Genomic DNA, 21400 nt, shown 5'->3' with positions numbered 1-21400 from the left:
GCTGGTTATATGTGAGGCAAATCTTCATGAACACTCCGTAGGGTGGGCTGATTCGTCAGATCGCCCGGCTGTCCGGTTCGTTTCATCTTTTTGAGGAGGCACATGTCGATCACAGGCCCCGAGGCGACCTTCGCCGCCGTCCTCGCTCCCTTTGCCGCGGCGGCGATCGCCCCCTTCGCGACGCGGCTGCTGGGAGCCAATGCCGCCTGGCCGCTCGCCCTCGTGCCGGCCGCGATCTTCCTGTTCTTCGCAGGGCTCGTGCCTGAGGTCGCAGGCGGCGCCAGTTTTGCGCCGGCGGTGGACTGGGTGCCGGCCTACGGGGTCAGCTTCTCCTTCTATGTCGACGGCCTGTCGACGCTGTTCGCGCTGCTCATTTCCGGCATCGGTACCTTCATCATCCTCTATGCCGGCGGCTATCTGAAGGGCCATCCGCACCAGGGGCGGTTCCTCTCCTTCCTGTTCCTGTTCATGGGCGCGATGCTCGGCCTGGTGCTCGGCAACGACCTGATCACGCTGTTCATCTTCTGGGAACTGACCTCGATCACCTCGTTCCTGCTGATCGGCTTCGATCACCTGCGCGCCGCCTCGCGCCGTGCCGCGCTGCAGGCGCTGGTGGTGACCGGCGGCGGCGGGCTGCTGCTTCTCGCCGGCTTCCTGATGATCATCGCGCTGACCGGCGTGACCGACATGGCGACGCTGCTTGCCGGCGGCGACATCCTGCGCGAACAGGCGCTCTATCCGCTGGTGCTGCTGCTGGTGCTGGGCGGCGCCTTCACCAAGTCGGCGCAGTTCCCGTTCCATTTCTGGCTGCCGAACGCGATGGAGGCGCCGACCCCGGTCTCCGCCTTCCTGCACTCCGCGACCATGGTCAAGGCCGGCGTCTACCTGCTGATGCGCATGCATCCGGTGCTCGGCGACACGGCGCTGTGGACGACGATCCTGCCGATCTTCGGCGGCATCACGCTGCTGGTCGGCACGCTGCTCGCCGTGCGCCAGACCGATCTGAAGCTGATGCTCGCCTATACCACGGTCGCCTCGCTCGGCCTGCTGGTGATGCTGACCGGCACGAGCTGGGACAGGGCGATCGAGGGCGCGGTGCTCTATCTGCTCGCCCACTCGCTGTTCAAGGGCGCGCTGTTCATGGTCGCCGGCACCATCGATCACGAGGCCGGCACCCGCGACGTGACCAGGCTCAGCGGCCTGCGCGGGGCGATGCCGATCACCTTCGCCGCCGCCTGCCTTGCCGCGCTGTCGATGTCGGGCCTGCCGCCCTTCGTCGGCTTCATCGCCAAGGAATATCTCTATGCCGGCATCTGGGGACCGGCGAGCGCAAACCATGTGATCACCGCCGTCGCACTGATCGGCAATGCGTTGATGCTGGTGATCGCCGCCGCGGTGGCGCTGAAGCCCTTCCTCGGGCCGAAGGTCGAGACGCCCAAGCACGCGCATGAGGGGCCGGTGCTGCTCTATGCCGGGCCGGTGGCGCTGTCGCTCACCGGCCTCGCGGCGGCCGTGATGGCCCATGCGACCGGCGTCTACTTCATCTCGCCGGTGGTCTCTTCGGTGCTCGGCACCGCGACCGTGGTCGATGTCCATCTCGTGCCTCGCTATATCGGCGCGGCCCTCATCCTGTCGCTGATCACCGTCGCGCTGGGCATTGTCCTCTATCTCAAGCTCGACGTCCTGCGGGCGCAGATGCAGCGCCTGCTCGCGGCCATCGGCTGGGGGCCGGACAAGGGTTTCGACCAGGTCATCGCCGGCCTCGTCTCGTTCTCCGGAAGCTTCACCCGGCTGATCCAGGGCGGCCGGCTGGACGTCTACATGACGCTGACCTTCCTGGTCACGGCGCTGGCGCTGCTGGTGCCCCTGACCCTCACCGGCAACTGGCCCTCGGCCGTGCCGATGCCGGACCTGCGGTTCTACGAATGGGGCATCCTGGCGATCGCCGTCAGCGGTCTCATCGCCGTCCTGATCGCCAAGACCCGCCTGACCGCCATCGTCTCGCTCGGTATCCAGGGCTTTGCCGTCGCGGTCATCTTCATGCTGTTCGGCGCCCCCGACCTGTCCTTCACCCAGTTCATGGTCGAGACCCTGTCGGTGGTGATCCTGGCGCTGGTGATGACGCGCCTCAACCTGCGCCCGCGCGACCACCGCCCGCTGGTACCCCGCGTGGTGCAGGGCAGCATCGCGCTCGGCGTCGGCGTCGGGCTGGCGGCGCTGCTGATGCGCGTCACCGAACTGCCCTTCGACCGGACGCTGTCGGACTTCTTCGAGACCTACAGCCGCACCATCGCCCACGGGCGCAACATCGTGAACGTGATCCTCGTCGACTTCCGCGGCTTCGACACCTTCGGCGAGATCGCCGTGGTCATGCTTGCCGGCCTCTGCGTGCTGGCGCTGATCCGGGTGCGGCCGAAACATGCCAGGGAGGAGGCGTTCGACCGCGCCGCCGGTGACGAGGCGCTGCAGAAGAGCGGGGAGGCACGCCTGTGAGAACGGTCATCTTTCGCACCATCGCCCCCTATCTGGCCGCGCTGATGGTGCTTTTCTCGATCTTCGTGCTGCTGCGCGGCCATAACGAACCGGGCGGCGGTTTCATCGGCGGGCTGATCGCCGCCTCCGCCTTCGCCATCTACGGCATCGGCTGCGGCGTTGCCGCGGTGCGCCGGGCCATCACCTTCCACCCGATGAGCATCGCCGCCGCCGGCCTGTTCCTTGGCGGCGTGTCGGGCCTGCCCTCGCTGTTCACCGGCCAGCCCTTCATGACCAGCCAGTGGTGGTATGTGCATATGCTTGGTGTCGAGGTGCCGTTGTCGACGCCGCTGTTCTTCGACATCGGCGTCTATCTGGTCGTGGTCGGGGCCATCACCTCGATCGCGCTTGGTCTGGAAGAGCGGGAGAGCGACTGATGGAACCCGCCTTTGCCATTCTGATCGGCCTGTTCTTCTCGGTCGCCGTCTATCTGCTGATGTCGCGCCAGTTGGTGCGCGTGCTGCTCGGCGTCGCGATTCTCGGCAATGCGGTGAACCTGCTGATCTTCACCTCCGGTCGGCTGCTGCGAGAGGTGCCGCCGGTCATTCCGGCAGCGCTGCAGGTGCCGGAGGTGGCGATCGCCAACCCGCTGCCGCAGGCGCTGATCCTGACGGCGATCGTCATTTCCTTCTCCTTCTTCGCCTTCCTGCTGGTGCTGGCCTACCGCGCCTATCAGGAACTGGGCACCGACAATGTCGTCGAAATGCGCGTTGCCGAGCCCACCGGTGAACCCGCCCCGCCGCAGGGATACTGAGCATGGCCGCTTCCGACTACCCCGTTGATCTCTCGCAGGCCATGCGGATGGATCCGGTGCCGCCGGGCGACTGGCTGATTGTGGCGCCGCTGCTGATCACCATCCTCGGCGGCGCGCTCTGCCTGATGACGCGCAAGAACACCGACGCGCAGCCGAAGGTGGCGATCATCTTCCTGACTCTGCTGGTCCTGTCCTGCGCCGGCCTGCTTGCCCGCGTCCTCGACAAGGGTGTGTTGACCATGGTCGCAGGCAACTGGCTTCCGCCCTTCGGCATTGCGTTCACGGTCGATGCCATGGGGGCGACGCTGGCGCTGGTGTCGTCGATCGTGGCGCTCGCCGCAGCCGTCTTCGGCATCAACGATATCGACAAGTCCGGCCGCCGCTACGGCTTCTATCCTTTCCTGTTGTTGCTGATGACCGGCGTTTGCGGCGCCTTCCTGACCGGCGACATCTTCAACCTCTATGTCTGGTTCGAGGTTCTGCTGATCTCGTCCTTCGGCATGCTGGTGCTCGGCAACGAGCGCGCGCAGCTCGACGGTGCGGTGAAATACGCCCTGCTCAACATCGTTGCCACGACCCTGTTCCTGATCGCCACCGGCCTGCTCTATGGCATCCTCGGCACGCTGAACATGGCCGACATCGCGCGCAAGGCCGCGGCGGGCGGCTTCGAGGGGCCGCTGATGACCGTGGCGGTGCTGTATTTCCTGGCCTTCGCCATGAAGGCCGCGGCCTTCCCGATCAATTTCTGGCTGCCGGCTTCCTACCATACGCCGCGGATCGTCGTGGCGGCCCTTTTCGCCGGCCTGCTGACCAAGGTCGGCGTCTATGCCCTGCTGCGGATCTTCGGTGTGCTGCTGCCGGATGCGCGGCTGGTGCTGTCCGACCTGATCGCCGTCGTCGCCATTGCGACGATGCTGACCGGTGTCATCGGCGCGCTGGCGCAGACGGACCTGCGCCGCCTGCTTGGCTTTCTTGTCATCTCCGGCATCGGCTCGATGCTGGCCGGCCTTGCCATTGGCACCGCGCCGGCCATGGCCGGCGCGATCTTCTACGCGGTTCATTCGATCCTCGTGATGACGGCGCTATATATGGCGGCAGGCGTCATGCGGGCGCTCGGCGGCTCCTATTCGATGCGCGAACTCGGCGGCCTTTACCGGGCGAGCCCGGTGCTCGCCGCCGTCTTTCTGATGCTGGCTTTCGCCGTGTCGGGCCTGCCGCCGTTCTCCGGGTTCTGGCCAAAGGTGCTGCTGGTCGACGCGGCCCTGCAGGACGGCCATGGCTGGATCGCCGGCGCCATCCTGCTCACCGGCTTGCTGACCACCATCGCTGTCGGCCGCGTCTGGATCTACGCGTTCTGGCGCGGCGGCGCGGAAGGCACCGCCGACGGCCAGTTGACCGCGACCCTTGTCGTCCCGGACGAGGTGCGCGGCCCCGGCGTCTGGCTTCCCATCGGCCTGCTGCTCGGCCTGGTGGTGCTGATCGGCCTGCAGCCCGAGTTCATGATGCAGGTGGCGCAGCGCGGTGCCTTGACCCTTGTCGAGCCGCTCGGCTACCTGCGGTCCGTCTTCGGAGATACCGTCCAATGACCGGCCTTTTCCTCATCAACATCCTGCTGGCGCTTGCCTGGGGCGCGGTCACCGGCAGCTTTGCCGAAGTCAACCTGCTGTTCGGCTTCCTGCTGGGCACGATGGCGCTCTACCTCATCCGCGAGCAGGCCGGGTCCGATCGCTATCTGCGGCGGTTCTGGCTGATTTTCGTCCTGGCGATGACATTCGTCTACGAATTGGTGCTGTCGGCGGTGAGGGTCGCCTCCATCGTCCTGCGGCCGAAGATCGAGCTGAAGCCCGGCATCATTGCCTATCCGCTCACCGTCGACCGGGATTTCGAGATCACCATGCTCGCCAATCTGATCACGCTGACGCCGGGCACCCTGTCCGTCGACGTGTCCGACGACCGCAGCACGCTCTACATCCACTGCATCGACGTGCCGGACAAGCAGGCGACCATCGACGACATCAAGAACAGCTTCGAACGCAAGATCCTGGAGGCCTTCCGATGAGTGGCCTTGCCGAGCTCTCGGCCGTTTTCCTGGCCGTCTGTGTCAACATCTCGCTCGCCGTGCTGACGGTGGCCTTCGTGTTGATCGTGTTTCGCATCGTCAGGGGGCCGACCCTTCCGGACCGGGTTGTCGCGCTCGACATGCTGGTGGCGGTGGGCATCGGCTATATCGCCGCCATCGGCGTGCAGACGGACTATTTCCTCTATGTCGACATCGCCATCGCGCTCGGCCTTGTCGGGTTCCTCGCGACGGTCGCCTTCGCCCGTTTCGTGCTCAACCGCGGCCTTGCCCGCGATCCGACGATCGTCGACGAGATCCGCGAGACCGAACTGCGCGAAGGGCGGTCGAAAGCGAATGTCGCCGGCTCTGCCGGACCGCAAGGGGAGGGCGCACGATGACCCCGTTTCTCGAAATTGCCGTCGGTCTGGTCCTCGTGATCGGGTCGGCCTTCTCGCTGATCGCCACGCTCGGCCTGTTGCGGCTGAAGGACGTCTACATGCGGATGCATGCCGGATCGAAGGCCGGTACGCTCGGCTCGGGCCTCATGCTGATCGCCCTGGCCGTCCATACCGGCGAGGTGGACGTGCTGACGCGGGCGCTCGCAGGCGTGGTGTTCTTCCTGCTGACGGCGCCCGTCGCCGCGCATCTTCTGGCCAAGGCGTCCTACGAAGTCGGCTACCGGCCCTGCTCCGATACCCATATCGACGAGATGGGCAAGCGCGACACCTGAACGGCGAAGCCGCCGCGCGTCCGCGCCGCTGTGCGGGTGCGGGTTCGCGGCGGGCCGGGAAACTGCCCTGATTTCGCCTTTTTATTCGCAATCTGCTTTTCTTGTTTTTGCGAAATCTAGTTCGTCCTTGGCAATCGATTGGCAACGCGATCTGGCTACATGGGTTTCATTCAAAAATTTCTCTTGTGATTGCCTTTTTGTCGATATATACGACACACATGGCTTTCGGTCGGCAGAATCGTAGTCAGATATTGCCTCGCGTCAGTAACGAAACAGTACGCTGAGCTTGTCTGACCGTACTTTTGTCGGTCTATTTCGCAAAAGTTCCGAATAAACTGATGGGTGGAATAATGACTGATACGGTCGCCGACGACAATCTCATCGACCTGACCGCCGAAATCGTCTCGGCCTATGTGTCCAACAACACCGTTGCCTCGTCCGACCTCGCCGGTCTGATCAACGAGGTTTACAATGCGCTCCAGCGGACCAGCGGCTCGACCGTCGAGCCCGAGCCGGAGCCGCTGCGTCCGGCCGTTCCGGTGAAGAAGTCGGTGACGCCCGACTACATCATCTGCCTTGAGGACGGAAAGAAGTTCAAGTCGCTCAAGCGGCACCTGCGCACCCATTACGACATGTCGCCGGAAGAGTACCGCGAGAAGTGGGGCCTGCCGAGCGACTATCCGATGGTCGCGCCGAACTACGCGGCGGCCCGTTCGGAACTGGCCAAGAAGATGGGCCTCGGCCAGCAGCGCAAGCGCGGCCGCTAAGCCCTGCCGAAAGGTCTGGCGCGGCTGTAGGGCCGGAACGTCGACCTTGAGATTTCGGCCATAAAGCAAGACCGCCGCGGATCCCTCCGCGGCGGTCTTTGCTTTTGAGGGGCTTGCCCCTTTTGAAGGGGGCGCGTGCCGGCCGGCGACTTTAGCCCGGCGCTTGTGGCCCGGCGATTGGGGCTCAGCCGTCCTGCGGCAGCAGCCAGCCGCCGGCGAGACGCACCGGCACGTCCTCTCCCGGCGCCACCCTGCGGGCAAGGTGCAGCACCAGCGGTTCGTCGATGCCGGCAAGGGTCGCCGTCGCCTCGAAGAAACCGCCGCGATAGCTTGCATGCAGCACCCTTGCGCGCGGCGCGCCATCGTCCCCGGCAATCTCGACGTCCTCCGGCCGCAGCATCACCGTGCCCGCGCCGGCGCGCGCCTGCGGCGCGGCGCGGACCTCCAGAGCGTGAGCGCCCGCGCGCACCCGGGCCGATCCGGCCTCCACCGTCTCCACCTCGACACGGGTCAGCGCCGAGCGGCCGATGAAGCGCGCCACCGATTCGCTCGCCGGGCGCAGATAGACCGTCTCGGGGCTCGCTGCCTGCAGCAGGCGCCCCTCCCACAGGATGGCGATGCGGTCGGCCAGCGCCATCGCCTCGCGCTGGTCGTGGGTGATGTAGAGCGTCGTCGCCCCGGTCTGGCGGTGGAACAGCGCCAGTTCCTCCTCCATCGACTGGCGCAGATGCGGGTCGAGATTGGCGAGCGGCTCGTCCATCAGGATGGTGCCGGCCTGTTGGGCAAGGCAGCGGGCAAGGGCGACGCGCTGGCGCTGGCCGCCCGACAGCGAGGCGGGCCTGCGCGCCGCGAAGGCCGAGAGCCCGACCTTGTCGAGGCTGCCCTCGACCCGTTGCTTGCGGTCGCCGGCGGCAAGGCCGGCGCTTTCGACCGGAAAGGCGACGTTGTCGCGCACGCTCATATGCGGCCACAGCGCATAGGACTGGAACACGACGCCGACATTGCGCGCTTCCGGCGGCACATGGCGGGAGCGGGAGGCGACCGTCTCGCCGCCGATGGCGATCTCGCCGCCGTCCGGCGTCTCAAGCCCGGCGATCAGCCGCAGCAAAGTGGACTTGCCGCAGCCGGAGGGACCCAGAATGGCGAAGAAGCTGCCCGCCTCCACGTCCAGCGAGATGTCGCGGACGGCCGTCTGCTGGCCGAAGCGCTTGGTCAGCGTGCGAAGGGAAACCGACATGGGACTCCGGTTCTGTGTTCGGATCGGGAAAGCGGCCTGACGAGGGGCGCGGCGGTGCGGGAGCCGCCCGCAACCGAGCCCCTTCGCATGACTGTGTGAGGATCGCATGACAGCGGATCCGCCGGCTCACTTCTTCGGTGCCGGCCGTTCCGTGCCCCAGTTGGAATAGATGCGCGAGCGCCGCGCCTCCGCCTCCTGGCCGTAGCGGTTGATCGCCTCGCAGCCCTTTTCCAGCAGCACCACCTCGGCGGCGAGCTTCTTCCAGGCGACATTGGCGTCCCACACCTTGGAATGGGACGGCGTTTCGATCTCCAGCGCGTCGATGGCGGTGCGATAGGAGACGAGGCGGTAGCGCAGCGCCTGGCTCGCCCAGTCGACATAGCGCCGGTTCTCCCAAACGCGCGCCTGGGCGCCGGCCAGTTCCTCCTTGGTGGAGATGTCGCGCCGGCCGAGGGCGCGCAGCCGCTCCACGTCCGCCTTCATCACTCGCGTCGCCACCTCGCAGAACGGCGGAACGAGGGCCGCGTCGGCGCGGGCATCGGCGGCGACCTTGTCGTAGCGCACCTCGCTGGAGCGGTAGCGGTCGGAGCGCAGATAGGAGTAGTAGCGGTCGGGGTCGAGCTTGCTGGCGGTCTCCGGCAGGATGCGGGTGCGGATCAGTTCGACGCGCGTGCCCTCGATCCAGTCCTCGCTCGCCGGCGGGCGGATCAGCGTCCAGCCGCGGTCGCGCAGCTCGCGCTCGTCATCGGTCAGGTTGAAGCGCGACATCGGCTCGCCGCGCGACACGGCAAGTTCCGCCCCGGCCTCCGGCATCAGCCGGTCGTGGATCACCGAAGGCGCGGCACGGCCGAAATCGCCGGTCGGCCGCTGGCAGGCGGCGAGCGTCAGCCCGATGCAGGCAACCAGAAGCACGCCCGCGAGAGCGCGTCCCGCGCGGTGTCTGATCATCGGACGCCCCGCGACCGGAGGCCGTTCGGCCAGGGTCGCATGCGCTGTCGGACGGCGCATCGTCACTTCGCTCTTTCCCGTCACGGCCCCCGCGCCCCGCATGGGGCGGGCGATCCGGCTCAGTGAGCCTTGCCGGGATCGCGCTCCAGACCCGGATGCCCAAGGCTATCCTGTTTGCGCCCGATTCGCGCGCCGAGATCAAGCGTTCCGGCGTCGTCGCGACGTTCGATCCGCACGCCGGGGAAGATGACGATTTCGGCGGGCCCGGTCCGGCCGCGCGGCAGGCCGCGACGGATCGGACGTCCCGGCCGATAGCCGCAATGAAAGTTCAGCACGGTGCCCATAGCACCCTCCGTGAGCCAACCCGGTGCGCGGTGGCGCGCCGGCCCCAGACCCCTGGCAGGTCACCCGATACCAACTGCCGTAAGGTGAGTAGGAACGAGTCAGGGTTAACAACTCGCTAACGCTTTTCTGGCAGTTTTACGCAGTCCGCTTCCGGTAGGTTCACTTCGGCGAAATCCAGCGGCGGGCGCGTGTAGATGCGTAGCGCAGGCAGTCACGGCCCGTGTCCAGATCCTTCGATGGTTCCAGCAAGTCTCCGCCTCCCGGCGCGGCTCTTTCCGAGAGCGCGGACGAGCGTCGCCGCGCGCACCACCGTCCGATGGACGGCGTCCTCGATCTGGCAATGGAGCCGGGCGATGCCCGCAAGGCCGGGCTGCTGCTCGCCGCCACCGAGCTCTATGTCGCACGCGAGGGGCACGACGTCTCCGAACGGCGCATCTTCGCCGAGCTCTTCCGCCAGCTCCTGCCTGACACGCCGGCCAGCCAGCGGCTCGTCATCGCCCGCCTGCTCGCCGCCGCCCCGGCGGCGCCGCTGGAGTGTCTCAGCCTGCTTGCCGCCGATCCCGACAACGGCATCGCCGCCGCCGCGCTCGCGGGCGAGGGCGCCCTGTCCGAGCCGGACCTGATCGCCCGTGCGGCCAGCGGCGATGCCGCCGTGCACCGGGCCATCGCCGCGCGCTCGCAGATGCCCGAACCCGTGGCCCATGTGCTGCTGCGCCATGCGGACCTCTCGACGCTGAAGGTGCTGCTGGCCCGTCCCGACTGTCCTCCCGGCGACCGGGTGCTGGAGCTGTTGTCGGAGCGCGAGGAGATGCTGCGGGCGCTCGCCGCCGACCTTGCCCGCCGCCATGCCCTGCCGGCGCCGCTGCTTTTCGCCCTGTTCCTCGATCTCGACCGTACGGGCCGCATGGAGGCGATCGCTGCCGCCGAGGCGCGGGCGCTGGCGGAGCTTGCCCGCCGGGGCGATCCCAAACTTCTCAACGTCGCCTTCAAGCCCGCCGTGCTGGAGGCCCTGGTTGGGGCGGCGCTGTCCGGCGGCGTTGCCGTCTTCGCGGCGCGTCTTGCCCATGCGCTGGCGCTGCCGGCGGAGACCGCCGCGCGCATCGTCGACGATCCGGGCGGCGAAGCCCTGGTGTTGGCGCTCAGGGCGCTCGGCACCGGCGACAGCGAAAGCGGCCGTGTCCTGGTGCGGGTGCTCGGCCAGACCGCCCCGCTGGAGCACCTGCGCGGCCTCATTGCCCTGCATGACCGGGTGACGCCGCGCGCCGCGATGTTGGTGATGGAGGGGCTGTGCGCCGGACCCGCCGCCGCCCTGGCGCAGCTTGCCGCCACCCGCAAGGAGGCGCCGCGCGCCGTCCTCGGCCGTGCCCGCGCGGCGGGCCTTGCCTCGCCCTATGGCGGTCTCTCCCATGCAGAGCGCCACGACGGCGAGGGCGGACGGACGGTCTCGCCGCCATCCTCTCCCGCCGTCTCCCCGTCGCGCCGCGATGCCGGCTGAGGCCGGGCGACCCTTGCGAAAATTCCCGGCCTCTGGGCCGGCGCACAAGAAACTGTTACATGCACCTGCTATGGCCCCTGTTTGCCCGCTCTCGATGGACGGGACACCACGCCAGTCACGGGGTTTCGCATGATCAAGACCAAGCTGCTCGCGGCCGTTCTGACGGTTTCGCTCGCAACGCCTGCCTTCGCCGATCTGTCCGGCAAGCTGGTGCTCTACACCTCCCAGCCCAACGCCGACGCGCAGCAGACGGTCGATGCCTTCAAGGCGAAGCATCCGGGCGTCGAGGTCGAGTGGGTGCGCGACGGCACGCCCAAGGTGATGGCCAAGCTCGAGGCCGAATTCGCCGCCGGCGACCCGCAGCCGGACCTGCTGCTGATCGCCGACACGGTGACGATGGAAAGCCTGAAGAAGGAAGGCCGCCTGCTGGCGCATGAGGGCGCCGACGTTTCGGCCTACGATCCGGCGATCATGGATGCCGACCGCAGCTATTTCTCCACCAAGCTGATCACCACCGGCATCGTCTACAACACCGGCGCCGCGATGGTGCCGAGCTCCTACAAGGACCTGTTGAAGCCGGAGGCGAAGGACAGCTTCGTCATGCCCTCGCCGCTGACCTCGGGCGCGGCGACCATCCACATGGTCTCGGTGACCAGCCATCCGGACCTCGGCTGGGCCTTCTACGAGGGGCTCGCCGAGCAGGGCGCGCTCGCCCAGGGCGCCAATGGCGGCGTCTACAAGGCGGTTGCCGGCGGCGAGAAGCTCTACGGCTTCCTGGTCGACTTCATGGCGATCCGCGGCGCGGCGGAAGGCGCGCCGGTGGCTTTCGTCTTCCCGCAGGAGGGCGTCTCCGCCGTCACCGAGCCGGTCGCGATCCTCAAGACCGCGAAGAATGTCGAGGCCGCCAAGGCCTTTGTCGACTTCCTGCTCTCGGAAGAGGGTCAGGCCCTTGCCGCCTCGCAGGGCTACCTGCCGGCGCATCCGGGCGTGCCCGCTCCGGAAGGCTTCCCGGCCCGCGACAAGATCAAGCTGCTCGACTTCGATCCGGCCGCCGCGCTCGAGGGCGATGCCGCCAACAAGATGAAGTTCGAAGAGATCTTCGGCGGGTAATCCAGGCTTGCGCAGTCCGTCCGCCTTCGCGATCGCCGGCGGCGAGGGGTTCTCCCTCGCCGCCGTCGCCGTTCTGGTCACGCTGCTGTGCGGCGTGCCGCTCGCGCTGCTCTTCGCCATCGGCCTGACCGGGGAGGGCGGCGGACTGTCGCTCAGCCCCCTTGCCGACACGCTCGCCTCGCGCTCCGTCCAGCGGGCGCTGTGGAATTCGCTGGAAAGCAGCTTCCTCTCCGCCTGCCTTGCCACGGCGCTCGGCACCGTGCTGGCGCTGGCCCTCGGCCTCACCAATGTGCGGGCGAAGGCGCCGCTGGTCTTCCTTATCCTGCTGCCGATGATGATCCCGCCGCATGTGACGGCGATCGCCTGGAGCCAGGCGCTGGGGCCGGCATCCCCGGTGCTGCAGGCGCTGGGACTGGCCCCGGCGGCAGGCGCGCCGCATCCGGTCTATTCGCTGACCGGCCTCGTCGCGCTGCTCTCGTTCCAGCACATGCCCATCGTCTTCCTGGTGGTGCGGGCGGGTCTGCGCGCCTTCCCGCGCGAGCTTAGCGATGCCGCCCGCGTCTCCGGTGCCCGCGCGCCGCGCCTGCTGTGGCGCATCACCCTGCCGCTGCTGGCGCCCTCGCTGCTGGCCGGCTTCGTGCTGGCCTTCGTCAGCGCGCTCGGCAATTTCGGCATCAATGCGCTGATCGGCATTCCGGCGCGCTACACCACCCTGCCGGTGCTGATCTGGCGCCGGCTCGCCGGCTACGGCCCCTCGGTGCTCGGCGATGTGGCGCTGATCTCGATCCTGCTCGGCATCGTTACCCTCGGCCTTGTCGGCATCCAGGTGCTGCTGCAGCGGCGCCTGCGCAACGCGCTGGTCGGCCTGCCGCAACAGCCGCTGGCCGTCGATCTCGGCCGCGCCCGGCTGCCGGTGGAGGCGACGGTCTGGCTGCTGCTTGCCGCCACCTTGCTGCTGCCGGCGCTGTCGCTGTTCGCGACGTCCCTGATGCGCACCTACGGCCTGCCGCTGGTCGCAAGCAGCCTGACGCTGGAGAACTATGCCGAGATCCTGTTTCGCCAGGCGGTGACGCTGCGCGCCTTCGCCAATTCCACGGCGGCGGCCGCGCTTGCCGCCCTGCTGATCGCCGCCCTGTCAATCCTGCTCGGCTATTTCCTCGCCATGCGCCGGGGCGCGGCGCGCCGGATCGCCGGACTTGCCGCCGCCCAGGCGGATGTCGCCTATGCGGTGCCGGGCCTGGTCATGTCCATCGCCTTCATCCTGATGTTCCTGCGCCCGCTGCCGGTGCTCGGCGTCAGCCTCTACGGCACCATGGCGATCATCCTCGTCGCCTATGTGGCGGTGTTCCTCGCCATCGGCCTCAACGCGGTGATGGCCGCCTATATGCAGGTGGATGCCAGCCTCGACGATGCCGCGCGGGTGTCGGGGGCGGGCTTCTTCCGCCGGCTCTACCGGGTGCATGCCCCGCTGGTCGCGCCGGCGGCGGCCTCCGGCGCTATCCTCGTCTTCCTCACCTCCTACAACGAGGTGACGGTGTCCGCGCTGCTGTGGTCGGCGGGAAACGAGACGATCGGCACGACGATCTTCAACTATGAGGACGGCGGCTACACGACGCTTGCCGCCGCCATGTCGAGCGTCACTGTGGCGGCGACGGTGCTGGTGATGCTGGCGGTCAACGCGCTCGCCCGCCATGTGCCGGCCGGCGCCATCCCCTGGAAGGACTGACCACGCCGAGCGCGGGTCTCACGGCGGGGCGCCGGGGCCGTGCTGGCGGGCTGCCGCGGCGCTCAAGGCCAGGGCCTGCCGCAGGGCCAGCAGCCGGTTGGGATCGTGCGCCCAGGAGCGGGCAAGGCCGAGCTGCCGCTCCATCGCCGCCGCACCCTCCAGCCAGCGGATCCCGTCGGCGGGAGATATCCCCGCCGGCATGCCGAGCCGGGCGCCCACCCGCGCCTGGAGGTCCGAAAACGGCTTGTCCCCGTCACCGCTGCTGCCCGTATACTTCTTCCCCATCGGCCCCGCTCCCGTCCGTCGCAAGCAGTATGCGGCGGGCAGGCAGGGGCGGGGATAGAGGCCAGCGGCCAGGGATCGGCGGCCAGGGATCGGCGCTCAATCGGACGCGACGTCCCAGAAGGTGCGGCCCTCGCGGTCCTCGATCTCGACCACCCAGATGTCCGGGTCCATCCGCCGCTCGGAGGCGAGCCGGGCCTCGACGCTCTCCCGTTCGGCGCGCTCGGCGAGGCGCTCGAACAGCCGGTCGCCGACGGGGGCGTCCATGAACAGGCTTTGCGGGGCAGGGCCGTAGAGGTCGCAGGTGCCGTCGCGCCGGTCGACCACCAGGTAGATGGCGCCGGCTTCCTCGGCGCCCTTCGAGACGACACCGGCGAAGGCGTTCTCGCCGAAGCAGCGTCGGATCAGGGCGGAGACCCAGAAACCGGAAGTCAGTCGCATGGCGATCCTTTCGCGCGGGGCATCCGGTTTCGATCGGGGCCCTACGGGGCGTTAAAGCGGCCGGCCGAGCACCTTGCCGATCTCCTGCTCGACCACCGGGCCGAGCAGGCCGGTGATGGCAAGGCCCCGGTCGAGCTCGAAGCGGCGGATGGCATTGGCGGTCTGCTCGCCGGCGAAGCCGTCCACATCGAGGGGACCATAGCCCATTTCCGATAGGGCTGCCTGCAGCCGGGCGATGCGGGCGCGCTCGCCGCTGAGCGCCTGACCGCCGACCGGGGCCGGTGGCACCGGTCCGGAAGCCGCGGGCGTGGCGACGGGCTGCGCGCGCGGCGCGGACGGGGCCGGCACCGGCGGCGTTACCCGGACCGTGCGAACCGTGCCGGTGGCCGCGTCGGACGCCGGCGAAGGGGCAGGCTGGCTCGACGAGTGGCCGGGTGCGGTTTCCGGCGGCAGCGGGGGCAGGGGAGGCAGGCCGTCGCTCGCCCCGCCCGTGTCCATGGCGAGGCGCGCCAGCAGCGCCGTGTTGATGTCGCCGGTCTCGGGAAGGCCGCGCGCGCGCTGATAGGCCCGCACCCCGCGCTCGGTCGCCGGCCCGTTCACCCCGTCCAGCAAGCCGCCATACATGCCGAGGCGGCGCAGCTCCAACTGCACGTCGCGCACCAGTTGTTCCCGCTCCAACTGGGCCTGGGTGACGGCCGGTTCCGACGGTGCCGCCGTCTGCGGGTTTTCGCGGGTGGCGAACAGCGGCGCTGGGTGACTGCCGGACTGGAAGGCGAGCGCGTTGGCGATGATCAGCCCGCCGGTCAGCGCCATGACCAGCCAGCCGCCGGCCGCCACCGGATTGTCGAGCGCCACGGCGCCGAGCCCCTGCGACGTCGCGGGACGGGGCGGGGCCAGCGGTTCGTGGCGTCGCCCGCGCCGGGCGGCGGGGGCGGGCTGGTTTCGGGGCGAACGGCTCATGCTGTCAGTCTTCTTCCTTGCGCTCATGCGCTGCGCTTGAGGTCATGTCCGATGCCGCGGCCGGCCTCCCCCCGAGCTGCCGCGAGCCTGTCCGTAACTGTCGCTCTCCCTGTGACGCCCCCGGCCGCCTCCTCCACTGTCCCCCTTGAGGCTTGCGGCGCCGGCGGCGTGGCCGGCAGGGCGATGCTGACGCAGGTGCCTTCGCCCTCGCGGCTGTCCAGCGTCATCCGCCCGCCGCTCAAGCTGGTCAAGCCCTTGACCACGGCAAGGCCGAGGCCGGCGCCGTCATGCAGCCGGGCAAGGCCGGCGCTGGCCTGCACGAAGGGCTCGGTAATCCGCTCCTGATCCTGCGGCGCGATGCCGATACCGGTGTCGCGCACGCCGAAGACGAAGCCCTGCGGCTCGCATCTGGCAAACAGCACGACGCGGCCGCCCCGCGGCGTGAATTTCAGCGCATTCGACAGCAGATTCAACGCGATCTGGCGGCAGGCGCGCGGATCGGCCTGCACCTCGCCGAGCGACAGCGGCAGATCCGCCGACAGCCGCAGGCCGAGCCGCGACGCCTCCGGCTCCATCATCCGCCGGCAGGTGTCGAGGCAGGTGCGCAGGTCGAAGCGCTCGGCGGCGATCTCGAAATGGCCGCTCTCGATCCGCGCCATGTTGAGCATGTCGTTGACCAGATGCAGCAGGTGGCTGCCCGACTGGTGGATGGTTCCGGCAAAGTCGCGCACCCGCTGCGGGTCACCGGCGGCCGCGTTCGGCGCCTCGCTTTGCAACAGGTCGGAGAAGCCGAGAATGGCGTTCAGCGGCGTGCGCAGCTCGTGGCCGACGATGGCGAGGAAGCGCGAATGCGCCTCCCGCGCCTTTTCGGCCTCGGCGAGCGCCGCGTCGCGCTCGGCCGCCAGCGCCGCCTCGGCGGTGACGTCGCGCAGCACGCTGACGAGGCCCGCCTCGCCGCCGGGCTCCGGGTGGACGGTCATGTCGACGACGGCATGGGCGGCGCGGCCGGTCTCGCCCGGACGGCTGGCGCCCCGGCGCAGCCGCAGGCGCAGGTGCTGCGGCCGGCCCTCCGCCGCCGTGTCGCTCAACGCCTTGAGATAGGCCGGCCGGTCGCCGACATGGATGCGGGCGAACAGCCCGTCGCCGGTCAACTCCCGCTCGGCGGCGGCCGCAGAGCCGAGGGCGAGGAGGCGCGCGGCGGCCTCGCCGACCTCCTCCACACGCCCGCCGGGCCCATGCCGCAGCATCGCCTCGCCGCCAAGCCGCGCGCCCGTCGACGCCCATGCCTCGCGCTGGAGAAGCTCGGCCTCGCGGCGATGCAGCACCGCGCCAAGACGCAGCGCCAGCAACCCCGCATAGAGCACGGCAACCGCCGCAACGGCGAGGGAAACCGGCAGAAAACCGCCGATCTCGGCCGGCGCTTCAGTCAGCGTCAGGCCGGCCAGCGAGGGGCCGAGCGCCAATGCCAGCGCCAATGCCAGTGTCAGCGCGGCGACGAGCACGACGGCGCGCCGGCGGCCGGACAGCGCTGCTTCGACCGGGGCCAGCACCAGCAGCGGCAGCACCGGCGAAGCGGCGCCGCCGGTGAGCGCGGCGAGCGCGCCGAAGCTCAGCGCGAACAGCACTGCCGAGGCGATCTGTCCCCGCGCCAGGTCGCCGGTGCGCGAGACATACATGGCGAGCGGCAGATGCGCCGTCAGCCAGCCGAGAATCAGGGCGGCGGCAAGGGTGGTGATTCCATTGAAGGCGAGCAGCAGCGGCAGCAGGACGAGCGCCAGCGCGCCGCAGGCCAGATGCCCGCGGATGAAGGCGCCATGGCTGGCGCGCGCGGCCGCCTGACGGGCCGCGTCCGGGTGGACCAGGGCATCGACATGGCTTGCCGCAAGCCTCAGCCGATCCTGCAATACTGGCATCATTCCTGCCTTTTCCGGCCTGTCTTTCCGGCGGAGCGCCGGGGGGTCGATCTCATGCCCGCAATGGTCACAGGAACGGTTTAAGGAACCATGAAACCTCAGGTTTTCACGGTGGATCGGCAGGGTGGTTCGGCGCGCTGGCGGACCCTTGGCGGGCCTTTGGCAGGGCTTGGGAATTTCGATAAAATTTGAGACGAATTTTGCGAAAACTCGTCTCGAAATTGCGAAAAATTGAGAGCGGCGACTCAACCCGGCATTGGCGGGTCCGTGCTAGATTGCGGGCATAACGGGTCCGGCGACCGATCTCGGCGACCGGCTCCCGAACATGACACGACAGCCAAGGGCGGCACCCATGTTCTTTCTTCTCAGATGCGCATTCTGGATCGCGCTCGTGCTGCTGATCCTGCCCATCGACACCGGCGAGGACGGCAAGGACGGCGTCGGCATCAACCCGGTCGCCGCGTTCTTCGCGGCCCAGTCGACGATCAGCGACCTGTCGGGCTTCTGCGAGCGCAACCCGCAGACCTGTGAGACCGGCGGCCAGGCGATCGCCCAGATCGGCGCCAAGGCCAAGGTCAGCGCGCGGATGATCTACGAGTACCTCGACGAGAACGGCGAACTCACCACCGGCGCGACCGGCACGCTGACCTCGGCCGACCTGGAGCCGGTCTGGAGCCTGGCCGAGGGCGCGGCCCCGGCCCGGACGGGCAACGCGGCCCCGGCCGCCGGCGAGCCGGCTGCCAATCAGGCAGCCAATCAGACTGGCAATCAGGCAACAGGACAGACCGGCAATCAGGCAACCGGTCCGGCTGCGGGTCAGATCGTCGGCCAGTCTGTGGGCCAGTCTGTGGGCCAGTCTGTGGGTCAGCCGGTGAGCCAGTCTGTGGGTCAGCTTCCCGGCAACGGTCCGGTGCCGCTGCCCCGGCCGAAGGGCGCCGACCACCCGGCCTGATCAGGTCCGGGCTGAGACGAGCCGGCCTCTGTCCCGGCGGCTCCGTCGCTGACCGGCTGGTGGCCGACGGATGACCGGCCGACTAAATTGCCGGTGCGGCCGCCGCCGCCCGGAGAATATCCCCGGATTGGCGGAACCGCTTGTCCGGCCACTTATCCCCGGACCGACGGGCTCGCCCACCGTCCGGAACTGTCTGCAAGTCTCTTGCCGTTTTGCGCAAACTGAAGGCGGACCCTTCCGCCGCCCGCGGGTGAACTGCTGCCCTGTTCACCCGCGGGGTTTTTGTTCTGGCTGGATTCTATCACTTTGCTATCGGGTCAGAGGATCTCGAAAGTAACTTTCGATCAAGACGCCGGTTGGCCGGCTCAATTTTATGAATGCGCCTCGTTATCAAGGCCGCAAGCTGTATTGATAATCTTGATATCCTGCCCCCCCGCGAATCGCGTATATCTAAGGCAATGGCTGATCCGGCCGTGCCGTCCACAATGGCGAAGCTCAAGAGCAGGAAGACTGAAAACACCGCATTGGAACCCTTCCAGGTGCGCGGCTTAGTGGACACGCCTGCTCAAAAGCACCGCCGGAGTGGAGTGGTTCTATGCGTGTTCTATTTTCCGACCTCGCGCGGCCCAAGCAGGCTGCAAAAAATCTCGTCCGCTTGTCAGCAAATCCTAAGCTCTCAGACGTGCATGAGGCGCTTGCGCGCGTACTCGGCTATCGCGACTGGCATGAGCTTTCGATCAGCGCATACCCGGTTACGTCGTCAGTATTCCGTGAGACAAGTATCGACGATGCAGTGCGTATTATCGTTGGCCTCGCCGACGATTTGAGCCTGACCTATGCCGATGTTCAATACGCGATCTCCAAGGCACGCCTGCTTCAAGATGCGCCGTGGCCGCTGGAAGTCCATTTGAGCCTTTGCACCAAAATCTGGCGCCAGTGCGTATTCGGGGCGCCAGGCAGCGGCAAACCTGGAACAGTGGTTAGAGACAAGGCGAACGGCGCGAATACACCTGCCTATCTTCGCCGAGCCGGCGAACCCACGTACCTATTATCCGATACTGGAATGAGCTTACGGGCTGATCATGAAGTCGTGACGCCTGGCACACCGCTCGCGGATTTCGTGCCGTCTCGACTCTGGCTTCCCTATGGCTTCTGGACACTGCAAGACGGATCAGTCGTGATTTTCTCTCGCGACTATCTTCCGATGTGGCGAGTCAAAGAGGGGATCGTCGAGCGATTAAACCCATGGATTTGGGTAAACGGCATAGCAGATCAGTTCTTTTTCACTAATTCGGCGGCGACGGTTGTTTGGTCCCGCGGGCCTGCGCGAGAATTGGCGTTGGATTATCTGGCCACACACCGGATTTTCGATTTGCCTAAGCTTGTCGATATCATGCCATATCTGTTCGAAGCTGGCGTTGAATCGATCGAAGATGGTGTTAAGAGATTGCGTGAAATGAGTGGAGGCGGAGAAATTCTGCCAACCTATGCCAAACTCAATACCCGTCTTTTTAGGTGAGATCACCAGCACTCGGCGGGCAAATGCTGCGCCACGAAGGGCTCTCTGTTCTTCGTGGCGCGACTGCTGCTTCCGATACTCACACCGACGCGGAGGGGTTGGTCCCCAAAATCGGTTTCCCTTGCCCCCCGGTTCCCATCTCTTGCCGCAGGGACTATATAGCGGGTCACGAAAGTCCGCTCCGCTTCGCGCTCCGCTTCGCGCTCCGCTTCGCGCTCCGCTCGAAGACAGCTCGAAGACAGCCCAAAGACCGCCCAAAGACCGCCCAAGGACCGATGGCCGCCCATGATCCCGCCGCTCGACGACATCCTTGAGAATTTCGACCTGCTCGACGATTGGGACGACCGCTACCGCTATGTGATCGAGCTGGGGCGGATGCTGCCGGAATTCCCCGAAGAGGAGCGCACCGACGCCAACAAGGTGCGCGGCTGCGCCTCGCAGGTCTGGCTGGTCAAGTCGGTGGAGCAGGGCGCGGACGGTGCGCCGCGCCTGGTGTTCCAGGGCGACAGCGACGCCCATATCGTCAAGGGGCTGGTCGCCATCGTGCTCGCCACCTATTCCGGGCGCAGCGCCGCGGAGATCGCCGAGACCGATCTCGACGCGATCTTCTCCCGCATCGGCCTCAAGGAGCACCTGTCGGCGCAGCGCGCCAACGGCCTCAAGTCGATGGTCGAACGCATCCGCGCCGACGCCCGCGCCGCGCTCGCCGCCGCCTGAGGGGGGCGCCCTCCCGGACGGCGCGAGCGCAGATGTGGGGTCGGGCCGGGGGCGCAGGAGGCGCGCTCCCGAAAGATGCCGCAACCGCCGTGGCTCGCCGGTTCCGTTGGGGTGGACGGCCCCCATCCGGCGTCGTTTTGCGCCAAGATGATGGTCCCAACACATCGAAGGAGCCGCCCAATGAACGAGATTACGCGCATCGGCATGGACACGTCCAAGCATCTCTTCCAACTCCACGGGGTTGATGCCGCCGGAGAGACGGTGCTGCGCAGGCAACTGCGCTGCGGGCAGCTTGAAGCGTTCTTCACGAGCTTGCCGCCGGCGCGGGTGGTGATCGAGGCCTGCACCGGCGCCCACCACCTGGCTCGCCGGCTGCGAAGCTGGGGCCATGAGCCCCGGCTGATCGCGCCGCACCGCGCCAAGCCCTATGTCGGGCGCAACAAGAACGACGCGGCCGATGCGGCCGGACTGTGCGAGGCGGGCGGGCGTCCTGGCATGCGCTTCGTGCCGGAGAAGAGCCCCGAGCAACAGGCCCGGCTGATGCTGATGGGCGTGCGCGCCAGCCTGATCCGGGCGCGCACCCAGGTTGCCAACGCGATCCGCGGCTATGCGGCCGAGTTCGGGCTGATCGCGCCCAAGGGGCTGTGCCGCATCGAGACGCTGCTGGAGCAGGTGGCGAGCGACCCCGCCCTGCCGCCGCTCGCCCGCAAGCTGTTCGCGCTGCAGGGCGAGCAATATGCCGCGCTGGCGCCGGCGCTTGCAAAGGTCGAGGCGGAGCTCGAAGCGTTCGTGCGCGACGACGACCTCGCCCGGCGGCTTAAGGCGATCCCTTCGGTGGGACCGGTGGGCGCGGCCTTGTTGACGATCAAGACGCCGGATCCGCGCGTGTTCGCCTCGGCCCGCGGGTTTGCGG

The 21400-nt window shown here is 68.0% G+C and carries 22 protein-coding genes; 15 read left to right on the top strand and 7 right to left on the bottom strand.

Annotated elements, in window-relative coordinates:
* Nucleotides 1–102 precede the first annotated feature (102 nt).
* The 8 genes from TSB10GB4_RS00835 (at nucleotide 103) to TSB10GB4_RS00800 (ending at nucleotide 6842) form a co-directional block, all read left to right on the top strand.
* Nucleotides 103–2493, top strand: a complete 2391-nt coding sequence (locus TSB10GB4_RS00835; RefSeq protein ID WP_186394181.1) for a putative monovalent cation/H+ antiporter subunit A — start codon at nucleotides 103–105, stop codon at nucleotides 2491–2493.
* Nucleotides 2490–2909: a Na+/H+ antiporter subunit B gene (locus tag TSB10GB4_RS00830; RefSeq protein WP_186390011.1), complete on the top strand. Its 420-nt coding sequence runs from the start codon at nucleotides 2490–2492 to the stop codon at nucleotides 2907–2909. Before TSB10GB4_RS00835 ends, TSB10GB4_RS00830 begins: the two co-directional genes overlap by 4 nt.
* Nucleotides 2909–3286 carry a Na+/H+ antiporter subunit C gene (locus tag TSB10GB4_RS00825; RefSeq protein ID WP_186394180.1) on the top strand — a complete coding sequence of 126 codons (378 nt, stop codon included), beginning with the start codon at nucleotides 2909–2911 and terminating at the stop codon, nucleotides 3284–3286. Before TSB10GB4_RS00830 ends, TSB10GB4_RS00825 begins: the two co-directional genes overlap by 1 nt.
* Before the next feature lie 2 nt (nucleotides 3287–3288).
* Nucleotides 3289–4872 carry a Na+/H+ antiporter subunit D gene (locus TSB10GB4_RS00820; RefSeq protein WP_186394179.1) on the top strand — a complete coding sequence of 528 codons (1584 nt, stop codon included), beginning with the start codon at nucleotides 3289–3291 and terminating at the stop codon, nucleotides 4870–4872.
* Nucleotides 4869–5345 (top strand): Na+/H+ antiporter subunit E, encoded by a 477-nt coding sequence (locus TSB10GB4_RS00815; protein WP_186390008.1) that lies wholly within the window; start codon nucleotides 4869–4871, stop codon nucleotides 5343–5345. Before TSB10GB4_RS00820 ends, TSB10GB4_RS00815 begins: the two co-directional genes overlap by 4 nt.
* Nucleotides 5342–5743, top strand: a complete 402-nt coding sequence (locus TSB10GB4_RS00810; RefSeq protein WP_186394178.1) for a cation:proton antiporter — start codon at nucleotides 5342–5344, stop codon at nucleotides 5741–5743. Before TSB10GB4_RS00815 ends, TSB10GB4_RS00810 begins: the two co-directional genes overlap by 4 nt.
* Nucleotides 5740–6075 carry a monovalent cation/H(+) antiporter subunit G gene (gene mnhG / locus TSB10GB4_RS00805; RefSeq protein ID WP_186390006.1) on the top strand — a complete coding sequence of 112 codons (336 nt, stop codon included), beginning with the start codon at nucleotides 5740–5742 and terminating at the stop codon, nucleotides 6073–6075. The genes TSB10GB4_RS00810 and mnhG overlap by 4 nt, the downstream gene beginning before the upstream one ends.
* 350 nt (nucleotides 6076–6425) lie before the next feature.
* On the top strand, nucleotides 6426–6842 hold the full coding sequence (locus TSB10GB4_RS00800; protein ID WP_186390005.1) for a MucR family transcriptional regulator: 417 nt from the start codon (nucleotides 6426–6428) through the stop codon (nucleotides 6840–6842).
* 184 nt (nucleotides 6843–7026) lie between these two features.
* Here TSB10GB4_RS00800 and TSB10GB4_RS00795 read toward each other — a convergent pair whose 3' ends face one another.
* The 3 genes from TSB10GB4_RS00795 to TSB10GB4_RS00785 all read right to left on the bottom strand — a co-directional run bounded on the left by TSB10GB4_RS00795 (nucleotide 7027) and on the right by TSB10GB4_RS00785 (nucleotide 9371).
* Nucleotides 7027–8079, bottom strand: a complete 1053-nt coding sequence (locus TSB10GB4_RS00795; RefSeq protein WP_186394177.1) for an ABC transporter ATP-binding protein — start codon at nucleotides 8077–8079, stop codon at nucleotides 7027–7029.
* A 126-nt stretch (nucleotides 8080–8205) separates the two neighbouring features.
* Nucleotides 8206–9027 (bottom strand): hypothetical protein, encoded by an 822-nt coding sequence (locus TSB10GB4_RS00790; protein WP_208984318.1) that lies wholly within the window; start codon nucleotides 9025–9027, stop codon nucleotides 8206–8208.
* A gap of 119 nt (nucleotides 9028–9146) precedes the next feature.
* Nucleotides 9147–9371 (bottom strand): hypothetical protein, encoded by a 225-nt coding sequence (locus TSB10GB4_RS00785; protein ID WP_186394176.1) that lies wholly within the window; start codon nucleotides 9369–9371, stop codon nucleotides 9147–9149.
* A 221-nt stretch (nucleotides 9372–9592) separates the two neighbouring features.
* Here TSB10GB4_RS00785 and TSB10GB4_RS00780 point away from each other — a divergent pair, with 221 nt between their 5' ends.
* From TSB10GB4_RS00780 to TSB10GB4_RS00770, 3 genes are all read left to right on the top strand, one after another.
* A complete protein-coding gene (locus TSB10GB4_RS00780) occupies nucleotides 9593–10867 on the top strand; it encodes a DUF2336 domain-containing protein (RefSeq protein WP_208984316.1) in 1275 nt (424 codons plus the stop codon).
* 132 nt (nucleotides 10868–10999) lie between these two features.
* Nucleotides 11000–11977 carry an ABC transporter substrate-binding protein gene (locus TSB10GB4_RS00775; RefSeq protein WP_371328840.1) on the top strand — a complete coding sequence of 326 codons (978 nt, stop codon included), beginning with the start codon at nucleotides 11000–11002 and terminating at the stop codon, nucleotides 11975–11977.
* Between the two features lie 7 nt (nucleotides 11978–11984).
* Complete coding sequence (locus TSB10GB4_RS00770; protein WP_208984314.1) at nucleotides 11985–13703, top strand: iron ABC transporter permease; 1719 nt, start codon at nucleotides 11985–11987, stop codon at nucleotides 13701–13703.
* Nucleotides 13704–13721: 18 nt separating this feature from the next.
* Here TSB10GB4_RS00770 and TSB10GB4_RS00765 read toward each other — a convergent pair whose 3' ends face one another.
* The 4 genes from TSB10GB4_RS00765 to TSB10GB4_RS00750 all read right to left on the bottom strand — a co-directional run bounded on the left by TSB10GB4_RS00765 (nucleotide 13722) and on the right by TSB10GB4_RS00750 (nucleotide 17302).
* Complete coding sequence (locus TSB10GB4_RS00765) at nucleotides 13722–13988, bottom strand: hypothetical protein (protein WP_186394173.1); 267 nt, start codon at nucleotides 13986–13988, stop codon at nucleotides 13722–13724.
* Nucleotides 13989–14084: 96 nt separating this feature from the next.
* Nucleotides 14085–14426, bottom strand: a complete 342-nt coding sequence (locus TSB10GB4_RS00760; RefSeq protein WP_186394172.1) for a DUF1491 family protein — start codon at nucleotides 14424–14426, stop codon at nucleotides 14085–14087.
* Nucleotides 14427–14477: 51 nt separating this feature from the next.
* The gene (locus tag TSB10GB4_RS00755; RefSeq protein ID WP_208984313.1) at nucleotides 14478–15386 is read right to left on the bottom strand and encodes a peptidoglycan-binding protein; all 909 of its coding nucleotides are present in this window, start codon (nucleotides 15384–15386) and stop codon (nucleotides 14478–14480) included.
* 23 nt (nucleotides 15387–15409) lie between these two features.
* Nucleotides 15410–17302, bottom strand: coding sequence for a HAMP domain-containing sensor histidine kinase (locus tag TSB10GB4_RS00750; protein ID WP_186394171.1), 1893 nt, complete (start codon nucleotides 17300–17302; stop codon nucleotides 15410–15412).
* A 349-nt stretch (nucleotides 17303–17651) separates the two neighbouring features.
* On the opposite strand from TSB10GB4_RS00750, the gene TSB10GB4_RS00745 reads away from it, so the two are divergent.
* The 4 genes from TSB10GB4_RS00745 to TSB10GB4_RS00730 all read left to right on the top strand — a co-directional run.
* Nucleotides 17652–18251, top strand: a complete 600-nt coding sequence (locus tag TSB10GB4_RS00745; protein ID WP_186394170.1) for a DUF5330 domain-containing protein — start codon at nucleotides 17652–17654, stop codon at nucleotides 18249–18251.
* Between the two features lie 595 nt (nucleotides 18252–18846).
* Nucleotides 18847–19770, top strand: coding sequence for a hypothetical protein (locus TSB10GB4_RS00740; RefSeq protein ID WP_186394169.1), 924 nt, complete (start codon nucleotides 18847–18849; stop codon nucleotides 19768–19770).
* 285 nt (nucleotides 19771–20055) lie between these two features.
* Nucleotides 20056–20487 carry a SufE family protein gene (locus tag TSB10GB4_RS00735; RefSeq protein WP_186394168.1) on the top strand — a complete coding sequence of 144 codons (432 nt, stop codon included), beginning with the start codon at nucleotides 20056–20058 and terminating at the stop codon, nucleotides 20485–20487.
* Nucleotides 20488–20562: 75 nt separating this feature from the next.
* On the top strand, nucleotides 20563–21400 hold an 838-nt coding region (locus TSB10GB4_RS00730), incomplete at its 3' end, for an IS110 family transposase (RefSeq protein ID WP_371328838.1).

The sequence above is a fragment of the Stappia sp. TSB10GB4 genome (genome assembly GCF_900185745.1).
Classification (GTDB): domain Bacteria; phylum Pseudomonadota; class Alphaproteobacteria; order Rhizobiales; family Stappiaceae; genus Stappia.
The sequence above is the reverse complement of the archived record's forward strand: the minus strand, read 5'-3'. Positions and strand labels throughout refer to the sequence as shown.